Annotated in this window: 16 protein-coding genes and 4 pseudogenes; 3 read left to right on the forward strand and 17 right to left on the reverse strand. The window is 59.1% G+C overall.

Annotation, left to right across the window (positions count from 1 at the left end; genetic code table 11):
- The 8 genes and pseudogenes from ACZXDY_RS39935 to ACZXDY_RS39970 all read right to left on the reverse strand — a co-directional run.
- Positions 1–1385 (reverse strand): annotated as a pseudogene (locus ACZXDY_RS39935) (hypothetical protein); the annotation flags it as partial.
- A 300-nt stretch (positions 1386–1685) separates the two neighbouring features.
- Positions 1686–2720, reverse strand: coding sequence for an IS630 family transposase (locus ACZXDY_RS39940; RefSeq protein ID WP_210164754.1), 1035 nt, complete (start codon positions 2718–2720; stop codon positions 1686–1688).
- A 62-nt stretch (positions 2721–2782) separates the two neighbouring features.
- Positions 2783–5007: pseudogene (locus tag ACZXDY_RS39945) on the reverse strand (class I SAM-dependent DNA methyltransferase); the annotation flags it as partial.
- A 246-nt stretch (positions 5008–5253) separates the two neighbouring features.
- Complete coding sequence (locus tag ACZXDY_RS39950) at positions 5254–5838, reverse strand: hypothetical protein (RefSeq protein WP_463331895.1); 585 nt, start codon at positions 5836–5838, stop codon at positions 5254–5256.
- A complete protein-coding gene (locus ACZXDY_RS39955; protein WP_028168948.1) occupies positions 5839–6159 on the reverse strand; it encodes a hypothetical protein in 321 nt (106 codons plus the stop codon).
- Positions 6150–6416 carry a hypothetical protein gene (locus ACZXDY_RS39960; protein WP_028168947.1) on the reverse strand — a complete coding sequence of 89 codons (267 nt, stop codon included), beginning with the start codon at positions 6414–6416 and terminating at the stop codon, positions 6150–6152. Before ACZXDY_RS39960 ends, ACZXDY_RS39955 begins: the two co-directional genes overlap by 10 nt.
- Positions 6417–6421: 5 nt before the next feature.
- Positions 6422–6634 carry a helix-turn-helix domain-containing protein gene (locus tag ACZXDY_RS39965; protein WP_051397305.1) on the reverse strand — a complete coding sequence of 71 codons (213 nt, stop codon included), beginning with the start codon at positions 6632–6634 and terminating at the stop codon, positions 6422–6424.
- A 70-nt stretch (positions 6635–6704) separates the two neighbouring features.
- A pseudogene (locus ACZXDY_RS39970) lies at positions 6705–6852 on the reverse strand (IS701 family transposase); the annotation flags it as partial.
- Positions 6853–7110: 258 nt separating this feature from the next.
- On the opposite strand from ACZXDY_RS39970, the gene ACZXDY_RS39975 reads away from it, so the two are divergent.
- The gene (locus ACZXDY_RS39975) at positions 7111–8682 is read left to right on the forward strand and encodes a S10 family peptidase (protein ID WP_028168945.1); all 1572 of its coding nucleotides are present in this window, start codon (positions 7111–7113) and stop codon (positions 8680–8682) included.
- 412 nt (positions 8683–9094) lie between these two features.
- Positions 9095–9304: pseudogene (locus ACZXDY_RS39980) on the forward strand (transposase); the annotation flags it as partial.
- A 337-nt stretch (positions 9305–9641) separates the two neighbouring features.
- On the opposite strand, the gene ACZXDY_RS39985 reads toward ACZXDY_RS39980, so the two are convergent.
- From ACZXDY_RS39985 to ACZXDY_RS40020, 8 genes are all read right to left on the reverse strand, one after another.
- The gene (locus ACZXDY_RS39985) at positions 9642–10277 is read right to left on the reverse strand and encodes an effector protein NopP (protein ID WP_245287676.1); all 636 of its coding nucleotides are present in this window, start codon (positions 10275–10277) and stop codon (positions 9642–9644) included.
- 393 nt (positions 10278–10670) lie between these two features.
- Positions 10671–11075, reverse strand: a complete 405-nt coding sequence (locus ACZXDY_RS39990) for a tetratricopeptide repeat protein (RefSeq protein ID WP_245287675.1) — start codon at positions 11073–11075, stop codon at positions 10671–10673.
- A gap of 220 nt (positions 11076–11295) precedes the next feature.
- Complete coding sequence (gene sctV / locus ACZXDY_RS39995; RefSeq protein ID WP_028168942.1) at positions 11296–13413, reverse strand: type III secretion system export apparatus subunit SctV; 2118 nt, start codon at positions 13411–13413, stop codon at positions 11296–11298.
- An 11-nt stretch (positions 13414–13424) separates the two neighbouring features.
- Positions 13425–13853: a tetratricopeptide repeat protein gene (locus tag ACZXDY_RS40000; protein ID WP_080664153.1), complete on the reverse strand. Its 429-nt coding sequence runs from the start codon at positions 13851–13853 to the stop codon at positions 13425–13427.
- 1 nt (position 13854) lies between these two features.
- The gene (locus tag ACZXDY_RS40005; protein ID WP_028168940.1) at positions 13855–14382 is read right to left on the reverse strand and encodes a hypothetical protein; all 528 of its coding nucleotides are present in this window, start codon (positions 14380–14382) and stop codon (positions 13855–13857) included.
- 30 nt (positions 14383–14412) lie between these two features.
- Positions 14413–15300, reverse strand: a complete 888-nt coding sequence (locus ACZXDY_RS40010; RefSeq protein ID WP_028168939.1) for a SctD/MshK family protein — start codon at positions 15298–15300, stop codon at positions 14413–14415.
- A 125-nt stretch (positions 15301–15425) separates the two neighbouring features.
- Complete coding sequence (locus ACZXDY_RS40015; RefSeq protein WP_028168938.1) at positions 15426–15632, reverse strand: hypothetical protein; 207 nt, start codon at positions 15630–15632, stop codon at positions 15426–15428.
- A 47-nt stretch (positions 15633–15679) separates the two neighbouring features.
- Positions 15680–15970: a hypothetical protein gene (locus tag ACZXDY_RS40020; protein WP_035692794.1), complete on the reverse strand. Its 291-nt coding sequence runs from the start codon at positions 15968–15970 to the stop codon at positions 15680–15682.
- A gap of 959 nt (positions 15971–16929) precedes the next feature.
- On the opposite strand from ACZXDY_RS40020, the gene ACZXDY_RS40025 reads away from it, so the two are divergent.
- The gene (locus ACZXDY_RS40025; RefSeq protein WP_463331893.1) at positions 16930–18357 is read left to right on the forward strand and encodes a DUF1521 domain-containing protein; all 1428 of its coding nucleotides are present in this window, start codon (positions 16930–16932) and stop codon (positions 18355–18357) included.
- 531 nt (positions 18358–18888) lie between these two features.
- Here the strand turns inward: ACZXDY_RS40025 and ACZXDY_RS40030 are convergent.
- Positions 18889–19098 carry a hypothetical protein gene (locus ACZXDY_RS40030; protein WP_028169432.1) on the reverse strand — a complete coding sequence of 70 codons (210 nt, stop codon included), beginning with the start codon at positions 19096–19098 and terminating at the stop codon, positions 18889–18891.
- Between the last annotated feature and the right edge of the window lie 159 nt (positions 19099–19257).

Here is a 19257-nt window from a genome sequence, read left to right on the forward strand (position 1 = left end):
GGCGTCGGCGCATTCAGGTCAACGAAAGAGTCCAGACCCGCGTAGGTATTTGAACGAGCTCCGGCCAGGTGCGCTGGTGCAAAGTGAGCATCATCGCGCAATTCGGATGGCGTCGGCGCATTCAGGTCAACAAACGGCTCAAGGCCGGCGTAAGTGTCTGAGCGAGCCCTGGCAGTTGACGGTGACGCTGGTTCTTGCATCTCCTTCCTCAACAAAGCCCAAGCTCCCTCGCTCGGGGTGGCTGGGGTTGCGGGAAGCGCCTGCGACGGGCTGGGCCGCCCAGCGCCCAGCCCGGACGGCAAAGCCGGCTGCTCGCGGGCTTCTGGCCCTAGAGCATGGTTCGCCTCGACGAGTTTTAAGTAATTCCGAAGGTGCGCCAAATCGGGATCATATAGCCTGCGTTCAGTCAGTTTGAATGCAATCACATCGTCGCGCAGCGTAAATTCCTCCTTGTTGGAGCGGTTAAGTCGGCCAGCCATGCTCTCCCTGCCATTTTCTTTAAGCCACGCACCCAGGGTATGAAGACGTGCAGCCCGCTCCTGGGCAGACTTCCTTGGCTCAAGATTTTTCAAGGCCTGGTCGAGCGCGCCATCTATGAGGGCGGCGTCTTCGGGATAACGATCCAGATGGCATGAGCTACTTGCGCCGGATGCGCGCTCCACGTGCTGAAACTCGTCAATCATCTTCAACGCGGTCACGAGGGTTTTGTCGTTCGGACGCAACTTTTTAGCGCGCTTGATGCGTGACGCGTGATCTAGCCTGGCGATTGCGTGGCCCTCGCGGTTGAGCGCTTCAGAAAACGTGCGAAGGCTGCTGCTATAGATCACAACGGCCGCTGCGGGTCGCCTGCTGCTACGAGCTGCGCCCTCGATGAGGGCTTGGTCTTCGGCTGGAATACTCCGTTGCCGCCCACGCTGGGAACGGCCTGACGTACCACCGGGTTCAAGATACTCCCGAAGATAACGCAAGGCAGTAATAATTTTCCGGTTGTCGAATTTATTGGCGTGGGCTACCAGCGAATTGTGATCGAGCGCAGAAATCGATTGCCCATTACGTGCGAGATCCTCTCCAAGACCACGAAGAACCGTTACATAACCACCGACCGTTGCCGCGCTCAGTCCCCGGCGTTCACCTGCCGACCGAATGGCGTTGTCGATGATGGAGGCGTCTTCATTAGACAGATGGGGGGTGTATCGATCTCGATACACGGGCGCCGCTGGGACGGGAGTGGCATCGGCTTGTTGCACCTCATCCAAGCGTTGCTCAAAGCTCGGATGCCCAGCCTCGTCCGCTTGCCCCCCTGACCTGACTGTTGCTTCGTCAAGGCGGGGTGATACCCACGTTGCCAGTCGGGGACTGAAAATATTGAATCTGTTCGGATCCATCGCGACCTCGTTCGACTGGACTTCAGCAATGAGACAGCAGGCTACTGTCGCAACCTGACGAGAGGCTGACGTCGTGGAACCGGCGCTGCCAGCGGCGCCCCCAAAGCTCGCAATCCGAAGACTTTCAAAATCCGTCGTGCCTCAGTTTGAGATTTTTCCGGCCCACCAGATCGTCGTCCATTGGATTGGGGCCAAGGTCCGGGGTCAATTGAGCCACCAGATTGCAGGTGCGGCAATGAGAGCCCAGAGGAAGTTTCTGGCGAGCTTGTCACAGCGCTTGACATGTGGCGGAAGTCTTACTCATAGGTCAGAAATATAGGCGACATCTGGATGCTTGAAGAAGGAACGCACCAAAGCTGGTCTGTTGCCGATGTCGGCGAGCTGGGTGCGGACTCGGTCTTCCAATTTCTCGCCTGCGCGCAGCGGCCGGCGTGCATTGCCAGTGCGCTTGGCATGGCTCCATACGAGCTCGTCGGGATTCAAATCCGGGGCATATCCCGGAAGAAAGTGCAGCGTCAGCTTTCCCTGCGTGCTCGCCACGTAGTCCTTGACCACCGCCTTCTTGTGCGCGGGTAGCCCGTCCACAATCAGATGCAGCGCTTTCTTGCGGCGATACATCAGCTTCTTGAGCAGGTCCACGAACAGCTCGCCAGACAGTGCGCCCTTGTACGTCGCGAACCAGAACGCGCCCTTGGCGCTCACCGCCGACGCCGCGCCGATGCTTTGCCGTTGCCCCGGCGTTTGCACCACCGGCGTTTCTCCCTTCACGCCCCACGTCGTGCCTTGCACCGCATCCGCCCGGAAGCCGGATTCATCCCAGAAATAGACATCCGCTTTCTCCCGCTTGGCACGCCGCGCAATGGCCGGATAGGTTTCCCGCTGCCAACGCTCGATCGCCTCCGGGTCACGCTGATAGGCGCGTTGCAATGGCTTCTGCGCGCTCAATCCCAAGCGCGCCAGCATCCCCCCGATCGACGCCAGACTCAGCCTCACGCCGAATTCCCGCTCCACCAGTTCGCGCACGATTTGCCGCGTCCACAAGCCAAAATCGAAACCGTATTGCAGCGGGTTCTTGCCGTTGATCCAGCGAAACACTTGCCGCTCTTGCGCCGGCGTCAACTTCTTCGGACGTCCCGTTCCTTTGCGCGACGCCAGCGCCCGCAGGCCCTTCCCACGACCTTTCACCGTTCTCATCCAGCGGTAAATCACGCTGCGGTGAAATCCATAGCTCTCGACGACGGCGCTCGGCTTTTCACCTTCGCGCACTCGCTCCAACGCCATCATGCGGATTTCTTCCAGGGTTCGATGGTCAAGTTGTCGGCCGTCGCGTTTCATGCCGATAGCATACACCAACGCCGCAACAATGTCGCCTATAGTTCTGACCTATGAGTAAGCTGGTGCGCCCGCCTAGCTAAGGCATTCGCACCTTTGTCTCGGCTCGCCAGCCTTATCCTGCGAACCTCTTCCACGCGGGCATTGAGCGGTTCAATAGCTAAACCTTCCTTGAGATTCTGATCCTCGATCCAAATGCAAAACCGCGAGCCACCGTTTATGAAATCCCGCGCTCCGTAAATCCGTCGGAGAAACTTATTCCGCTGCGCATCATTTAAGCCAAGCGACGCGATTTCGTCGGAGCGCAACAGCAAGTGACCACCGTCACTCGGCTTGTTTCCGAACTCCATCACACTCAGCTCGCTGATCGGAGAGGACCGCTTTTCGACGATGACGCGAGGACCAAGTGTCAGATATGGTGTGATTGACGCCCCCTCGCGGACTGTAAGGCTATTTTGTTCGTCGTGTTGGTAAAGACGACGAGGTGCGCTGGTTGGTCGGCCGATCCCCACTATGACTACCGTCACGCCAGCCTTATTACTTGCGAGGTTCGACCACTTGAACGACGTGTAGGCGAAGAGAATATCGCAACCGGCGCTGAATAGGACCGGCCACAATATCGTTACAGATTGCCCTTGGCAGATTGAATTTGTGGCCACGAAGGCAGCAACCGCATTCGTGCTCGCCATGTACTCAGCCGCCTTGATGAACCAGCCAGCGACGTAGTCAAGAAATCCACTGGAGGACGTTCGTCCACCAAGCAGCGCGCGAACCTCGGCCTTTTGTTCTGCGCTCTGCCACGTGAAGCCAAGATAAGGTGGATTGCCGCAGATGTAGGTCTCTCCTCCTTCATTTTCAAAGTCGATCTGCGCCTGATCGAGCGGCGTGTGAAATAGGTCGTCCGCGTGATGCTTCACGCCCGTGCCGGTCGGCGGGCAGATACTTAACCAGTCGAGCCGCAGCGCGTTGCCACAGACAATCCAGTTCTGTGTATCCAACGGCAGGAAATCGGCCAAAGCTTCCTTCTGTCCGCGATAAAGAACGTCGCATTGGTACTCTGCGATGATCAGTGCTAGACGCGCGACCTCGGCAGGAAAATCGCGAAGCTCGATTCCTCGGAAGTTGGTAAGGGGAATTTCGCTGCGCCGGTCGGATTCGCCGCGCCGCCGATTGATCTCGGCCTCGATCTCGCGCATTTCCTTGTATGCGATGACAAGAAAATTGCCGGAGCCGCAGGCCGGATCGAACACCCTGATCTTTGCCATGCGTTTGCGCAGATTGAGCAGAGTGCGAGGATTGTTTCCGGCCTCCTCAAGTTGCGCCCGCAGGTCGTCGAGGAACAGCGGATTTAGCACTTTCAGGATATTCGGCACGCTTGTGTAATGCATGCCGAGCGCGCCACGCTCTTCATCGTCGGCTACAGCTTGGATCATCGATCCAAAGATATCCGGATTGATTTTTGTCCAGTCGAGATTACCGATGTGGAGCAGATAGGAACGCGCGATCCGGCTAAAGCACGGCACATCGGTATTCCCCGCAAATAGGCCACCATTGACATAAGGGAATTTGTTCGCCCACCGCGCAATTCCGGCTGGCTCCCGATCGTCGCGCTTCGTATTCATGGCCCGGAACAGTTCGCTGATCACCTCATGGGTGTTCGCGGAATTTCGCTCGCTCATCTGCTCGATCGTGGTCGTGAACAGACGGTTGCCTTCAAAGATGTCGGTGTCCTCAGCGAAGAAGCAGAAGATCAGCCGCGCCATGAAATGGTTCATTTCCGGGCGGCGCTCACCGTACCCCATTCAGGGTTGTCTTTCAGAAGCTCGACGTAGAGCCTGTTCAGGCGGCTTGTGGCGCGGATATCGAAAGAGCTTTCGCGGACTTGCTTGACCGTGGTGATTCCGGCGAGCGGCAGGAAAAAACCAAAATGGTCCGGGAAGTCCCGATAGGCGCAAGCAATCGGCGCTTCGTCCGATTCTAGCTCTTCAGCTTCGAGCGTCTCGCCGTCGGTGGCGAGGATGTACCGCGCCTTCGCCCTGGCCGTCGCCGGACTGGCCTTGAGGGCGGCAAGGGTCTTAGTGACGTCGCCTGGCGCACAGACCGCGATGTGGATATGGTTCGTTTGCAGGACACCGCCCAGATCGGACTTGTTGGATGCACCCGCACGCAGCCGCTTGATTGTCGTGTCCTTGTTCCCGAAAGCTTGCAGGAAAGCGAAAGGGAACTCGACCGAGACGAATGCCTGCTCGGCGAGAGCCGAGATGGCTTCCTCGATCTCAACAGCATTCATACTGTCCCTACCCCCAAAAGTTCAGCTTTCAACGTTTCGTATTGTTCGGCTCAGCCATTGGCGCAGGCAATGGCCGGGTTCGGCTGCTACTACGATTCGTATAGTAACCTACCGTTTTTTGCGGCGATAGGTGCCCTTTACCACCAAAAGTGTGCGTGAAAAGATAAGGCCAGCCGGCAAAGGTCGGGCGGCGAGCCGGTCCGGTTTCCGCTCAGAGGTACTCCGTAGTGCTGCGTGGACGCGATACTATGCGGGCAGGTACTGCTCGGCCTTGCGGCGCAAGCCCGCCAGTTCGTCGACGCTGATCTCGCCGCGCTTGAGCAGCTCGGGCAGTCCGGTCTCAATCGATTCCTCGACCTCGGCGCGGGTCGCCTTGCGGCGCTCGCGGTACCAGACGACGCGCTCCGGATCGCCGAGGCGAAAGAGAACGCCATCGCCGCAGCGCACGGCGCTGTATTGCTTCGTCACCCAGATGCCGATTGCGCCCGGATTCCTTCTGATCATCGTGCCCGCAGGCTCGCGATGGTCGGCCTGCACGGCATACTCGGCGCATTCCCAATGCGACGGCGGCTCCGAGATGTTGCGATTGATCGCGCACATCGGGCCGATCGGGAACGCCTTGTAGACGCCGAGCGGCTGGCCACAAATCCAGCAGAGCTTGCGGTTGACAGCCTGCGCGAGCTTGCCGGGACCGATCACCCGGAAATCCGGCTCGCGATCGATCCAGGCGACGAACCAAGGCACGTAGTAGCCGGTCGCCGAGACCGGCAGGCGCTTGATGCGATCAGGGGTCGGCAACGACCAGATCGCCTGATTCAGCCGCGTCTCCATTCAGCCCCTCCTGCAGCGCCAGTATCGACGATGACCGATCCGGTAATACCGACGGCCGTGTTCGCAGACGTCGCGCCGCCTGTGCTCGCGGCGCCGCTCGGTCCTCGGTATTGCCGGCTCGGCCATGTCGACCAATGGCGCGACCGCCGGCACGAACAGCGGCAGCCGGTCGGCCTTTGCCGTCGACCGCTGCGGCTCATCGTCCGCAACGCTGGTCGTCGCTGCAGCCGGTGGCGCCGCGTCGCGCTGGCTCGCTGCAATCATCAGCAGCGACCAGATCGCGGCGGCGCCGGACATCACCTTGAATGCGGTCAGCGCCATTTCACCGGCTCGATCTGGCAAGGGAGCTTGATGCTTTTCGGGTCCTCCGGCCGGCCTGCCGTCGTCACCATGGTGGTGAAGCCGCAGACGTCGCAGGCAATGGTGAAGTAGCCGCAGCGCTCTGCGGGGTATGGCAGGCCAGTCTGGCAGAACGGCTTGGCGCCGCGCGTCAGGTCGAGGTCGATGCCATCGGGATAGTTGGGATTCGACGGATGCGCCGGCTCGCAGCCGCGATCGATCCAGCTCACATGAATCATCGGGCCTACATCTCCGGCAGTGAGGCGAACATCGCGTCGATGGAATCCAGGTCGACCAGGGTTCGGGTGTCGAACTTGTAGGCTCTGATCCGCTTGGCGTTGATCAGCTCATAGCACTTGGTGTGCGAGAACCTGCCGTAGCGGCACGCCTCCTTGATCGTCGCCAGGCGCCGCCCGGTCGGGGTGACAACGGTGTCGATCTCTTCCTTCTCGGTCATCTCAATCCTCACTTTCTCGCTCAGCTCCGCTCTGCGCTTGATGCGGCGAGCCGATACGCGGCCCTTGTGGCAAGCCTCGCGTCCATTCCCTGGCAAGGTTCATCATCGCATTCACTGCCGTCGAGATCGGCCAGCTCGACATAGGCCCAGTCGTGCCAGCGCGGAGCTTTGGTTGGTCCCTTTGCCGGAGACAGGCGGCGCCAGCGTGCTTGGGTAGGCTCTGTGCCATTGCGCAGGCGGTGCCGCCGACAGGCGGTCCGTGCCCTCAGGAATAGAGGCGACTACTAGACTTAGTAGGTTTGTTGTTCCCTGCTCTCAGCTAACTGAGGAGAGCCGTTTGGCAGATACGCCTCGTGCAACATAAGGCAGAACCACCCAACAGAATGCAACTATAGGTAAAAGTCAAGACCGTCCCGCAACCTTAAACCGTCGCAATCGGCCGCTGACAGAAAGTGCGGCCGGACCGGAGAAACTCCATGCTGTTCGATTTGACCGCGCGGCGCCACACCCCTCTCGCGCTCGCTCTATTTGCGTGCGCCGTGATGGGGAGCGCCCGGGCCGACGATCCGCCGCCGCGCCCCGATGCCACGACGCCGGCCGGCCAGAAGGGCGGGCCCGGCGCGCGCGGCGCCAGTGCGCCTAGTTCCCCATCGGCGGCCGAGCAGCATCGCCTGCCGCCGGATTCCACCGTCAAACAGACGCTGGAGCTGCCCGGGCGGACGCTTCGTTTCATCGCGACTGCGGGCTCGATCCGCATGTTCGACGACAAGGGCGAGCCGCAGGCCGACATCGCCTACACCTCCTATCAGCTCGACGGCACAGATCGCGCCACGCGTCCGGTGACGTTCCTCTTCAATGGCGGCCCCGGGTCATCCTCTGCTTGGCTGCAGTTCGGCAGTGCCGGGCCATGGCGGCTGCCGATCGATGCGGAAACCGTCACGGCGTCGGCCTCGCCCGAGGTCAGGCCCAACGCCGAGACCTGGCTCGATTTCACCGACCTCGTGTTCATCGATCCCGTCGGCACCGGCTACAGCCGTTTCGTGGCGACAGGCGAGGATGTGCGCAGGCGGTTCTATTCGGTCGATGGCGATGCCAGTTCAATCGCGCTTGTGATCCGCCGCTGGCTCGAGAAGCACGAGCGGCTCTCCTCGCCGAAATATGTCGCGGGCGAAAGCTATGGCGGCATTCGCGGACCGAAGGTTGTGCGCAATCTGCAGATGCAGCAGGGCGTCGGCGTGAAGGGCCTGATCCTGCTCTCGCCACTGTTCGACTACCGCCAGTTCACAGGCACGAGCTTTCTGCAACACGTCGCGAGGCTGCCAACCTATGTCGCGGTGGCCCGCGAAGCCAAGGGCGAGGGCAGGGGGGCGGTCAAACGTGCCGATCTCGCCGATGTCGAAGCTTACGCGCGTGGCGAATTCTTGGCCGACCTCGACAAGGGCGAGGCAGACAAGGAGGCCACCAACCGTCTCGCCGACAAGGTCGCCGCTTTGACCGGCATCGACCAGGCCGTAAGCCGACGGCTCGCCGGGCGCTTTGACCGCGGCGAATTCCGCCGCGAGTTCGACCGCAAGAGCGGCAAGGTGACCGGCGGTTATGACGCCTCGGTGCGCGGCCTCGATCCCTATCCGGACTCCGATAGCTACCGCTTCGGCGATCCCTCGGGCGATGCGCTGGCGGCGCCGCTGACGAGTGCCGCCGTCGATGTCCTGACGCGCAAGCTCAACTGGCGGCCGGACGGCTCCTATGAACTGCTCAACCGCGCGGTCACGCGGGCCTGGAATTTCGGCCACGGCAGCCCTCCGCAGTCGCTGTCGGAGCTGCGCGAGATCCTTGCCACGGACGCGAAGATGAACGTGCTGGTCGCGCACGGCCTGTTCGATATTGTCACGCCCTATTTCGGCTCGAAGCTGGCGCTCGATCAGTTGCCGCCCTTTGCGTCGGCGCCGCGGGTCAAACTCGTGGTCTATCCGGGCGGCCACATGTTCTATTCACGCGACGCCTCGCGCCAGGCATTTCGTGCAGAGGTCGAAGCGATGATGAAGTAGGGCGTGTGTTCATCAAGCCGGCGGCGAACTAAGTCACAAGCAGGTCGCGTTCTTCGCCTACAGTAGATCGGCGTTTCTTAGTGCAAGAGGCGCGGGGCAGAATGAGCAAGCAGGCGGCGGCGGCCATGAAAGTAGCCGACGCGCTCGTCGAGCAAATCCGTCCGCTGCTCGCAGGAAAGGGGCCCGGAAGTGCAAGGCGCGCCGATCGGTCAATTGCTGGGGATCTTCATTGCCGGCCATCCGCCGGAATTTCGCGAGCAATCGCGCAACGTTCTGCTTCATGCGCCTGATGGATCCGGAGACAACCCTCCATCAAGAAAAAGATGAATGTGGAAGACCTAAATCCGAAATTTGCGCACTGCTTTATGCGATTTATCACACTTCGGGCGTCGCTCACACCAATACGTAAGGTTACTTCTCAATCCTTGACCGGGGCATCATCGGAACGTATCACCACGTCAGCCAGCAGCATCTTAAGCGGCGCTATCTGGCTGAATTTGCTTTCCGCTGCAACGAGCGCGCTTCGCTCGGTGTCACCGACAAAGATCGTGCGGCGCGCTTGCTGAAAGGCATCGTTGGCAACCGTCTTACCTATCGACGACCTAACGAAGATCACTCACAAGAAGCAGGCGGCTATAAGCCTCCGGTAAGGCCTTCACTGAGCGCGTACCATAATTCGGACGACGCATAGTTCATCTTAGAACTGAAAGAGCGGCGCCAACGTCCCTGAGCTCAGCATGCATGGGCATAGAGCGGCTCGTTCATGGAGCCAAAACGCAAGGGTCAGGACGAGCTCTCTAGACGAGGCGCTTGCTCAAGGGACATGGCGGCCTGCAGCTGAGCCGTCAGATTCCGCTACCGCTCGATACGACCGGCGCGCAGGCAATAATTGCAGGCAGTAAGATCTGCATGGAGAGAGGGGCGTATCATACCCTCTCTCTCCGCGCCGAGACGACCCTCTACATAAAGTCATCGTCCTCCCAATCCGGCGAGACATTTCTCGCGCGCTCGGAACGTTCCGTATCCCTGCCTTCACTCTCTTCCGCTTTGGAAAGGTAAAGGGGAGGTTTGTTTGTTCGCTGCCATTCACCGTCGCTGTTCTTGATCCACTTGTCGGGATGCCGGGTAGGGTCAAGCACCATCATCGAGTCACCTATCTCAACAAAACCCAGCGCTGCTGCACGGGCTTTTGCTTCCGGATTCACGGGATGAGAAAGGACTAACGGCTTGTCGCCGTCTGACCGAAGCTGATGCTCCAGCAAAATGTCGCCCGCGTTATCGACGAGGGGATGCGTAACCCGAAAGTCTACCGTCGACGTGATTTCAGACCGTCCGGGAAACTGTTCCCGCCAGCGCGCGCGTGCCTTTTCCCCTTTGAACACATCACGCATGTTAGCTCCACCTTCCGTTCGGAGAAGTCCAACGCTTTTGTTTCCCAATTGATAGCTGAAGTGTCGTGCGTCGTCCGAGCCTTCTTTCCTGCCATGATTATAGGCAACGTCCGCAGCGCGCTCCGCTTTCAATGCCACCGAACGCGAGTATTGCTGAGGATTGGCGGCGATATGCTCGATTTCATCCCCATAGAAATCTTCCAATTTGTCCTGAAATGAGGACCTTGAGATCTCCACGATGGGTGGTCTGGTGCTCAGTGAGTACGGCCGTGCTGTCGCCGAGGATGAATCAGTGTAGGACTCCCGCGGCGCTATCTGCATATGGGAGAACACGTCCTCGAAGCTTCGGCCTTGATCTGTTTGCCTACCGTCGATAGCAGACTGTGTCATTCTATCAGAGTCGGAATTGCCCATCCATGGAAAGCTGGGTGAGGCATTTATTCGATTGTACATGGACGTTCGCGCTCCTATCTGCGAAAGCTGTATTGAGTGTCAACCTGCTAAGGCCGAGCGGAGCTTGATAGCCAGCCTTCCTGACGAAAAGCTGACTGCAGGTTGTCGGGCGTCTTGCAAGTCAGGTTGTACCGTAAGCGTATGCTACGGCTGTTCTGCCAGCGCACGTCGTTCGTGCGAAAGCTGTTGGAGGCTGGAGTTCCCGCTGTCTGCTTTCCCGGCAAGTGCGAGCGATAGGCCAAGATTGTTGCGCAACATCTGATTGCCTGGGGCGGCTGCGAGAGCCTGCCGATATAGCGCTTGGGCCTCATCATGGCGCCCCTCGGCGTCGAGGACCACCCCCTTTGCGTTCAGGGCACGCAAGTCACCAGGGGCTGTAAGCAAGATCTTGTCGGCTACCTTAAGCGCCTCACCCGCGCGTTTCTGTGCCAGAAGGGTCTGCGTAAGTGAGATTGCCGCATCGACATTGTCTGGTTCTTGCTTCAGAGCCTCGCGCAAACTCTCCTCGTCGGTAACCCGGAGGAGGGCGTGCGCAATGCGCTCGCGCATAGCAGGATCGATGTCCTTAGCGCCGAGCAACTCTGGCCGCGGCGTCGCTTGTACTGAGATGGCTGGGTGATCCGAGCTGGTGCAACCTCCGACCACAAGAATCGCGAACAAGGCGAGGAGAGTTAAGCCCGAGGGCGGATGGAACGCATACCATCGAGCAGCGGATGTTCTCGCAGGTGAATTCATGCTGTCCATTGTCACGACCGACTGCTGTGCGCTGTTAGCCGGCTGTGGCGAGCTGGCTGCGTTGGTCTCCTGCCGGAGCTTTTTCCTTGGGACCTGTAAGCTTGAGCGAGCCCACTGGCTGGACCGTGAAATCGGAGGCGAGATCCTGATAGGACAGAACAGGAAGATCGATCCCGTTGCGGGTGAGAAAGCCGCGGACGAAGCGCCGGATATCCAGCGAACTCAGGATGACGGGCTGGCTCTGACCTGGTGGCATGCCTGAATGAATCTGACGCAGTTGCGACAACAACATCTCGCTCTGCCGGTCCTCCAGCGCGAGGTATGGCCCGACGGCAGTTTCTCGCACCGCACTGCGAATCACATCCTCAGTTTCACGTTCGATGATAAAGGCGGGCAGAACACGGTGAGCGTTGGCGTAGCGATAGCAGATTTGCCGTTTCAGGCCGGAGCGGACGTATTCGGTGAGCAGGACAGCGTTTTGCTCGCGTTCGCTCCATTCGGCGAACGCTTCCAAGACCAGGCGGGTGTTACGAATCGGGATGTCCTCGTCGAGCAGACGACGCAGGACCTCGGCGATCCGGGGAACTGGAGTCGTTCGTAGCACTTCCTTCACCAGATCAGTATATTCCTGCTCCATCCGGGCGAGCAATTGTCGCGTCTCTTGAATGCCGACCAAGCGCTGCGCATATCGCGTCAGTACGGAACTGACGCGCAAGGCGATGATTTCGCTCGGACGGTGATGCCCGATTCCGGCCGCTTTGAGAGCCGGTGCATGGCTCTGTTCGATCCAGATCCGGCCAGTGTCTGGATCTTGCCGATACGGGATGCCGCTCAATTCAATGTTCGCTCGGTCGTCGGTGAGGGCGAGCTGCGTCGGGTCGACTCGATCCCGTTCAACCGGTACCCCTTCCACATCCAGCCTGAACTCGGACTGGGCCAAACGTGGATCCACCTGGACTGGAATGCGGGGAATCGTGATGCCAAGATCGGCTGAGACCAATGCCGAAATGCGCGCGATGTGCTGCCCAACTTCCTCTTTGTCAATCGCATTTATCAGGTTCGGCGCAACCAATAGCGCGACCGGAAGCGCCTCCGCAGGTATGGTTTGCTTTTGAGCCTGCGCTGGACTCGTAGTCGGAGCACTAACGTTGGCGGCCGTCTTAGAGCCGGTGTTCGCGCCTTGCACACCGCCCTTGACATAGCTCGCCCCGGTAAAAACTGCAGCCAGCATGAGAAACGGGGACAAGGGGAAACCAGGTATCAGCCCCATGAGAAGTAAGACGCCGGCTGCCAGCCGCAATGCCGGGGTACTGGCCGTGAGTTGGTTGATGATATCGGCACCAAGCTTGAGCTTGGAGGGCCCATTTACACGTGTGACGATGGTTGCAGCCGTAACCGACAGCAGGAGCGCCGGAATCTGAGAAATCAGCGCGTCGCCGATGGTGAGCAGCGTATATTGATGCAACGCCTCATCAATGGACATGCCCTTCGAGAGCAGTCCGATGCTAATTCCTCCGAGCATGTTGATGCAGATGACTATGAGTCCGGCGATGGCATCGCCTTTGACGAACTTCATGGCGCCATCCATCGCACCATGAAGTTGACTTTCCCGCTCCAGTGAGGCTCGCCGGCTGCGTGCGTCGCGCTGATCGATATGACCGTTGCGTAGCTCCGCGTCGATAGCCATCTGCTTGCCTGGCAGAGCGTCGAGGGTGAATCGTGCGGAGACTTCAGCGACGCGCTCGGCTCCCTTCGCGAGAACCATGAACTGCACCATGGTCACGATCAGAAATATAACAATGCCGACAGCGATGTTCCCCGATATCACGAACTCACCGAAGGTGTGAATGATGCTGCCGGCGTCTCCTTCAGCGAGGATCAGCCGCGTTGTCGCGATGGTCAGCGCCAGACGAAAGACGGTAGAGATCAGGATGACGCCCGGCAAGGATGAAAAATCCAGTGGCGTACTGAGATAGAGAGCAACCATCAGCAACAGAACGGCAAAACCCAGATTGAAGCCGATCAGCATATCGATCACGACGATCGGGATCGGCATGATCATCATTCCGATTGCCAGAAGCAGCATGAACGCGACCATGAAGTCCGCGTGGAATGGCGCGCGCACGATAAGCCTACGAAGAAGGTGTGCCATGAAGAGCCTTCTTATTGTTGTTCCGTTGGCGCTGTCCTGCCACGCAAGGATACATAATCTTTGAAGACCGCCCGCGCCTCGTCCATACGGCCGGCGCGTCGTAGCGCGTGACTGCGCAGAAGCGTCAAGGGCAGACGCGAAGAGGGATCCTCATCAAGCATGTCGAGTCTATCCAGCACATTAAGTGCTTCATTGCCAAAGCCCTCCGAGATGAGAGCATAGGTAAGAATGCGAAGCAGGTCGACGTCTCGCGAATCTTCATGGGCAAAGAGCCGCAACAGAGCGAGAGCTCGTGCGCTCTGTCCACACGCAAGGTGGACGAAGGATATTGCGCAGACCAAATCGCGCTCTTGCCCGGAGATTGGCAAGACATCGCCGGTTTTGATAGCTTCGGCCGGCGACGGTAGACTGGCGAGGTGCGATCCGCCCGAATTGACCATGCTAGCCCTTGATCAAGCTGTTCTGGTTCTGCCGGAGCAGGATCAGCCGGCGGAGCTCCTGCTGCAGTGCGTCGATCCCTTCGCGCGCCACCGAGTTCTCCGCTCCGGCCCATAGCCGGTCGGCCAAGCGCTCCAGGAGAACACCGTGCTTCTCTGCTCGCAGCACGTCCGGATCACGCAGGCGTGGGGTGACGAAGGAGAGCAGACCTGTCGCGAGATTGCGGCCATAAAGTGAAGCGAGTGCCGCACGGGGGTCGATCTCAGCGATCGGGACGCGCCTCTCGTTGAGGCTGACACGCGAGACGGCATCGATATCGTCGACCTCAAGCGAGGCCTCGATTGACAGATCGGGTGCCTCAGTATCCGGCCAAATCGACCCGTGCCTGTTCTCGCCGCCGCCATCAGTGCGATCGATCTCTAAATGATGGACTTGAGGGAGGGCCGGCTTGTTCGCTGGCTCATGGTCTTGGGTGTTGAGCCTTTGCGAAGAGGTGCCAAATCCGACAGGATGCTGCGGCAGCTTGGTCATGACATTCTCCTTTCCTGCGGTACTGGAGCTCTAATAGGGGAGAGCAGCAAGTCGTCCATTCCGGCTAAGCAGTACGCGTCCCGCCTCGATTCGATCCACCGTCCATCCATCATTCAACAGCGCCCCCACGAAGTATTTTTGGCCGCCAATAAGAAGATAGGGGTGGGCTCCGCGCCACACCGCCTGGACAGCTATTGAGGAGGGAGGCTTATCCTCCTTTACGATCACCCCGTTTACGAGTGTCAGCGAGCCGTTCGTATGCTGATCGAACCAGCGCTGAACCTCCTGCCACCTAGTGACTAACGCAGGGGTAACGGTGCCCTCCGCGCTGACTACACCTGGTCCAGGCGCGATTTTGATATTGAGAAGTCCCGCTTTATTCACCTCCTCTTGCAGCAGTTCGGCGGCTGCATCGAGGGGGCGATCATTAGGACCGTTGAGCGTCAGCTTGGCTGGAAGTGGGGCGCCAGGGGGCGCATCGGGGCTCACTGCACCGGCACTGCCGTCAAACAGGAAGCTGATTGCGAGAGTGGCGATCCCGACAGAGCTCAGCAAGACCAACGAGACTGCGATTATCGAAAGACGGGATAGGCCGATTGATCCTCGTGCCGAATCCTGTGTGCAACGAATGGACATCGTGCCCGCATGAATGACAGCAGGAAGAGAAATAACAACCCGCTTGCCTACGGCAATATCTCCGTTTCCCTCTATGCTGACTCCGGCTGCTAGGGCCTCGATCTCAATCGAACCGTGCAGGGGGGTGAGACGGAAGTGATTGGGCTCGAGCCCCTGTTCGACGAAGACGATATCAGCATCGAGGCCACTTCCGATAAGACTCGTTCCGACCGGCGCTTCACCACTCACCCCAGAATAAGGCCCTGATAGCACTTCGAAATGAACGGAAGCCGGTTCATTCACGGAGATTCTCCTGAGAAACGAGAGAAGCCGTACGGCGTTGCCGTACGGCTGGTTCCGAGTTCGTCAAGCTATGGAGAGCCTCCCGCACGCGAAAAGAGCCGGCCGTGAGCCTCCCTCTTGCAGTGCTAGCTAACGCGCTCGTCGGCAACCTTCTTTTCGGACGAGAGCTCGGTCGTAATTCTGCGCATCATGATGCTCTTGGCCTGAGCCTGTTTGCTGACACGCTCCAGCTCGGCGAGCTGCGCTGCGAAATCGCCGTCCCCGGTAGCACCGGCCTGCTGATTCGCCGCGGGTCCAAATCCGGCGGGGGAACCACCAACGGGAGAAACCATATCGAGTCACCTTTCTGTTTGGAAGTTACTGTTACTGATCACCTGCCTCACGCCGCAGCTAGCGTGATGAGGGCAGGAAATGCAATCATGACATGTGCGCTTGGCGCGTCATTCGAGAGAGTCAATTCGCCGTTGCCGTGGTTGAACTGCGGCTTGCTTCCCGCGGCAGGGCCATTGTCCTTGGCGACCTTGTCATCATCAACCTTCTCCGGCTCCAATTTGTGAATAACCCTCTCGAAAGCTTTGTCGAGTACCCCACCGACAGCGGAGCCAATCGCCGCGCCCTGCGGTCCACCGAGGTATCCACCAGCCGCGCTTCCGATCATTTCTCCAATCATCGCATTCTCCTATCTTCATCTCCATTACGGTCAATAGACGACTCCTCGCCTAGAGATCAGCGCTGACATCCTAGGAGCATTACCTTTCAAGAAGCTGACGAGTCTTCGAAGGGCCGAGGAATGAGTCGATGTCGCCAAATTTATCTTTCATCGGAAAATGTGTCGGTACTCTCGCTTCAGCCGATGTTGTCGCGCAAGACGCCGTACGTCTTGCGCTTCAAAGCTTGAGCGGTTGCAACTCGTTGCTGGCGTATAAGCTGTGCCAGCTGTCGGTCCAACGAGCATGGTTCCGAGCAGCTCGACTGCAAAGCTGGATCGCCTGGTGCTCATCAAGCGCCGTGCACAACGTCCTTAAGATATCTGCCGTGGCGCTTGCCTCGAGCAATCAAGTGGTAGACAAATCGACTGCGGCGTACGTGTGCAAGTGCCTGGTCTCAAGACTCGAGCGAAATCAGTTTCGAAGCGGCGTTTGTACCGAACATGGCCGTCCGAGGCGCCTAAAGACCGCCTCGAGCATTCACGCGAGAGGCTCGGCCGAAGTTCTTCAGAGATCGTGGATGCTCGCCCTCCGCACGTCCCAAGATGTCGTGTTCCGCCGCCCATCATGAAGAGCGTTTCGTTGCGGTCGCGAGCTCTCAGCGTTAGTTCAGGCGATACGCAAGCGGATGTGCTGGTGGACGATCATCCTATCGTCAGCTTTTAGACAGGTACTCCGGATACATTTCCTGCGACTTGGTTACGCTCGACGTGAGAGTCCCGAATTGCCATGCGGCAAGGGGTTAAGAGAAGTGGTCCGCCGATCAAGACTGTTGTCACCCGCAACAAGAAACGCGAGAGCGCGTGCTGCTGGCCGTGGCGTGGGATTGGTTTTGAAGGGCCTTGGCGCAACGTGCCAAGTTGATTGTGCGGGTGGTCCTCGCAGTCTGTCGCTGCCTTCAATGCAATAGGAGTGAATGAAAATGCCGTATCTTCCCGTAGTGGGTGGTTCCAATCCGGCGGTGGGGCTAGTGCCTGAAGGTGCGCCCGCCGTTCCAATGTTCAACGTGGTGTTGGGGCAGTACGCCGGCGCCGTCGGCGTCCCGGTGGGGGCCTACCAATACCTCCCGGTAAATACTTCGGCCCTCGTCGCACCCGCCGTCCTCAATCCGGTCTACGTTGCTCCAACCCTTCTCGCCCCGCCGCCGCCTCCCCAGTTCGCGTCGGTCGCCCAGAACCAGGGCTCGTCGTCCTCAATTGATCCGGTCTGGACGCATGAGGTTCATGACGGCAAGGCCACCATCCACCTTGGCGATAAATATACAATCACGGCGGACGAGAAGCATGGCACCTGGACCGTTCGGAACAATGAAACCGGCCATGTCTCGAAGATTCATGGCGATCCGCATGTCGATGCTAATGGGGACGGCAAGGACGATTTCGACTTCAAGAAGGGCATGACCCTGCAACTCGACGATGGCACGAAGATCACCGTGGATACGGCCGACTACGGCAACGGCAAGAGCATTTCGTCCAAGCTCACCATCACGAATGGTAGCAACGCCATGGTTGTCGAGGGGCTCGGTGACGACAAGGATGGTGCCAACAATCTGAAGGTGACGCAGTCCAACGCCGGCCTCACTCTCGATGAGCTGACACCCGATGGTTCACAAACGATCCATGAGCAAGGTCAGGGTTGGGTCGACGGCGCCGGGCGCGAGGTGGATCAGGCCAGTATCGATGCTGGTGAAGCGGGGCGTGCGCCGGGCAGCGGCTCCCAGTCCCAGTACACTCTTGCCTCGCTTGCTGCTCCGTTGTACTACTACACTCCAGTTTTTGTTCCTCCTCCGCCGCCTCCATCGATGATCCCAGTTGCGACGAACCAGAGCCCGCCACCTAAACCAGCTCCGGTGTGGTCGCATGAGGTCCATGACGGCAAGGCAACGATTCACCTTGGCGATAAATATACAATCACGGCGGACGAGAAGCATGGCACCTGGACCGTTCGGAACAATGAAACCGGCCATGTCTCGAAGATTCATGGCGATCCGCATGTCGATGCTAATGGGGACGGCAAGGACGATTTCGACTTCAAGAAGGGCATGACCCTGCAACTCGACGATGGCACGAAGATCACCGTGGATACGGCCGACTACGGCAACGGCAAGAGCATTTCGTCCAAGCTCACCATCACGAACGGCGACAACGCCATGGTTGTCGAGGGGCTCGGTGACGACAAGGATGGTGCCAACAATCTGAAGGTGACGCAGTCCAATGCTGGCCGAACCCTCGATCAGCTGACATCGGATGGTGCACAGACGATATATGAGCAGGGTCAAGGGTGGGTCGATAGATCCGGATGTGAGGTCAACCAGGCGAGCATCGACGCCAATGAGCGTAGGTCAAGCTGAGGCGACGCTTCCTCCAGGCCGCGGGGTGAGGCCGATCTGAGCGCAGTTCAAGAAAAGGGGAGCGGACGCTGTCGCCCGCTCCCATTCTTCTCAGCGCGGGCGCGCAGGGAAGCGCCTCGCTTGGCGCTATCCATGCATTAGCCGCGCTCTCATGTTTTCGATGATCGGGCTGTCATATCTCTGCCGCTAACAGTCGGCAACGAAGGCGCGACACGGATGCGTGGGGGCGTCTCGTCTATAAGACACCTTTATGGCCTGCGGGTTTGTAGATGCGCGATTAGCCCAAGCGAGGCGAGTCCGGTCGACATACGAGCGAGATGTCTTGGGCTACCGAGAGACGGCTGACCGGAGTGGCCGGAGCGAGAAGAACCCTAAGGACTGTAACGCCAACTTACCGCAACCGATCTGAACGACCAGTACCATTGAGGTGCGGATCGTTCAGCTGCGGAGAAGTTCCTCTCTTTCCTCTCTTCTCACCGTTGTTTGGATGTGCCATTCACGGCTCGCTATTGCCGACTCGGCGGAGCCGACTCAAACATCCTCTTCTGTATCGTCCATGGCAGAGTCGAGATCGGCCTGCGCATCGTTGACAATTCGCATTGCGATCATGCCAAGAGCCATTTCGAAAGCTTTGCGTTGTTGCATGGCCTGCGAGTTGGCGTCATCGCCCCCCTCGGTTCCGTCAACATTCGCGCCGTTATTGCTTCCCGCGGCTCCGATATCGGGTGCACCTGCGTTCATCTTCGTAACATCGCCTGTTGATAACCCATTCTCTGATGCTAGCAGCGTTAGCTTTCGAGAAGCTGACGAGGCTCAGGGCGCTTGAAATGGACCCCGATTGTGGGACCACGTGCTTAGTTGGAAGGGGCTGCTCCGTTTGATAGACGGAGCGCATGATGA

The sequence above is a fragment of the Bradyrhizobium sp. LeoB3 genome, assembly GCF_055456055.1.

What these genes read in the sequence shown, in the direction of transcription:
- ACZXDY_RS39940 (WP_210164754.1), bottom strand. Translation starts at nt 2,720, where the DNA reads ATGAAACGCGACGGCCGACAACTTGACCATCGAACCCTGGAAGAAATC.
- ACZXDY_RS39950 (WP_463331895.1), bottom strand. Translation starts at nt 5,838, where the DNA reads ATGGAGACGCGGCTGAATCAGGCGATCTGGTCGTTGCCGACCCCTGAT.
- ACZXDY_RS39955 (WP_028168948.1), bottom strand. Translation starts at nt 6,159, where the DNA reads ATGGCGCTGACCGCATTCAAGGTGATGTCCGGCGCCGCCGCGATCTGG.
- ACZXDY_RS39960 (WP_028168947.1), bottom strand. Translation starts at nt 6,416, where the DNA reads ATGATTCATGTGAGCTGGATCGATCGCGGCTGCGAGCCGGCGCATCCG.
- ACZXDY_RS39965 (WP_051397305.1), bottom strand. Translation starts at nt 6,634, where the DNA reads ATGACCGAGAAGGAAGAGATCGACACCGTTGTCACCCCGACCGGGCGG.
- ACZXDY_RS39975 (WP_028168945.1), top strand. Translation starts at nt 7,111, where the DNA reads ATGCTGTTCGATTTGACCGCGCGGCGCCACACCCCTCTCGCGCTCGCT.
- ACZXDY_RS39990 (WP_245287675.1), bottom strand. Translation starts at nt 11,075, where the DNA reads ATGCGCGAGCGCATTGCGCACGCCCTCCTCCGGGTTACCGACGAGGAG.
- sctV (WP_028168942.1), bottom strand. Translation starts at nt 13,413, where the DNA reads ATGGCACACCTTCTTCGTAGGCTTATCGTGCGCGCGCCATTCCACGCG.
- ACZXDY_RS40000 (WP_080664153.1), bottom strand. Translation starts at nt 13,853, where the DNA reads ATGGTCAATTCGGGCGGATCGCACCTCGCCAGTCTACCGTCGCCGGCC.
- ACZXDY_RS40005 (WP_028168940.1), bottom strand. Translation starts at nt 14,382, where the DNA reads ATGACCAAGCTGCCGCAGCATCCTGTCGGATTTGGCACCTCTTCGCAA.
- ACZXDY_RS40015 (WP_028168938.1), bottom strand. Translation starts at nt 15,632, where the DNA reads ATGGTTTCTCCCGTTGGTGGTTCCCCCGCCGGATTTGGACCCGCGGCG.
- ACZXDY_RS40020 (WP_035692794.1), bottom strand. Translation starts at nt 15,970, where the DNA reads ATGATTGGAGAAATGATCGGAAGCGCGGCTGGTGGATACCTCGGTGGA.
- ACZXDY_RS40025 (WP_463331893.1), top strand. Translation starts at nt 16,930, where the DNA reads ATGCCGTATCTTCCCGTAGTGGGTGGTTCCAATCCGGCGGTGGGGCTA.
- ACZXDY_RS40030 (WP_028169432.1), bottom strand. Translation starts at nt 19,098, where the DNA reads ATGAACGCAGGTGCACCCGATATCGGAGCCGCGGGAAGCAATAACGGC.